At 74.6% G+C, this 1,046-nt stretch carries 1 protein-coding gene; it reads left to right on the forward strand.

What is annotated here, in order from left to right; genetic code table 11:
* A partial coding sequence (locus tag VM95_RS37635; RefSeq protein ID WP_045705981.1) for a beta-ketoacyl synthase N-terminal-like domain-containing protein occupies positions 1-1,046 on the forward strand: 1,046 nt, incomplete at both ends.

Below are 1,046 nucleotides of genomic sequence, written 5' to 3' on the forward strand. Positions count from 1 at the left end.
CGGCGGATTCCTGTCCGGCGTCGCCGAGTTCGACGCCGAGTTCTTCGGGATCTCCCCGCGCGAGGCGCTGGCCATGGACCCGCAGCAGCGCCTGCTGCTCGAAACCGCCTGGGAGACCTTCGAACGGGCCGGCATCGACCCGAGGTCGCTGCGCGGCAGCCGGACCGGCGTCTTCGCCGGAATGGCCGGGCACGACTACGCGACCGGCGGCATGCCGGCCGGCGTCGAGGGGCACGTGCTCACCGGCAACGCCACGAGCGTCGCCTCGGGCCGCGTCGCCTACACCTTCGGGCTGGAGGGCCCGGCGCTGACCGTGGACACGGCGTGCTCGTCCTCGCTGGTCGCCCTGCACCTGGCGGTCGGCGCACTGCGCAGCGGCGAGTGCGACCTCGCGCTCGCGGGCGGCGTCACGGCGATGTCCACCCCGGACTTCTTCGTCGAGTTCTCGCGGCAGCGCGGACTGTCCGTGGACGGGCGGAGCAAGGCCTTCGCGGCGGCGGCCGACGGCATGGGCGCGGGCGAGGGAGTCGGTCTGCTCCTGGTGGAGCGGCTGTCGGACGCGGTGCGGCACGGGCGCCGGGTGCTGGCGGTGGTGCGGGGGGCGGCGGTCAATCAGGACGGCGCGTCCAATGGGTTGACGGCGCCGAACGGTCCGTCGCAGGAGCGGGTGATCCGGGCGGCGCTGGCGAGCGGGGGGCTGTCGGCGTCGGACGTGGACGTGGTGGAGGCGCACGGGACGGGGACGGCGCTGGGGGATCCGATCGAGGCGCAGGCGCTGCTGGCGACGTACGGGCGTGAGCGGGCGGGTGCGCCGTTGTGGTTGGGGTCGGTGAAGTCGAACATCGGGCACACCCAGGCGGCGGCGGGTGTGGCGGGCGTGATCAAGATGGTGATGGCGCTCCGGCACGGGGTGCTGCCGAGGACGCTGCACGTGGACGAACCCACGTCGCACGTGGACTGGTCGGCGGGCGCGGTGGAGCTGCTGACGGACGAGGTGCCGTGGCCTGCGGGCGGTTCGCGGGTCCGGCGGGCCGGGGTGTCCTCGT

It is taken from the genome of Streptomyces rubellomurinus, from assembly GCF_000961885.1.
Lineage (GTDB): Bacteria > Actinomycetota > Actinomycetes > Streptomycetales > Streptomycetaceae > Kitasatospora > Kitasatospora rubellomurina.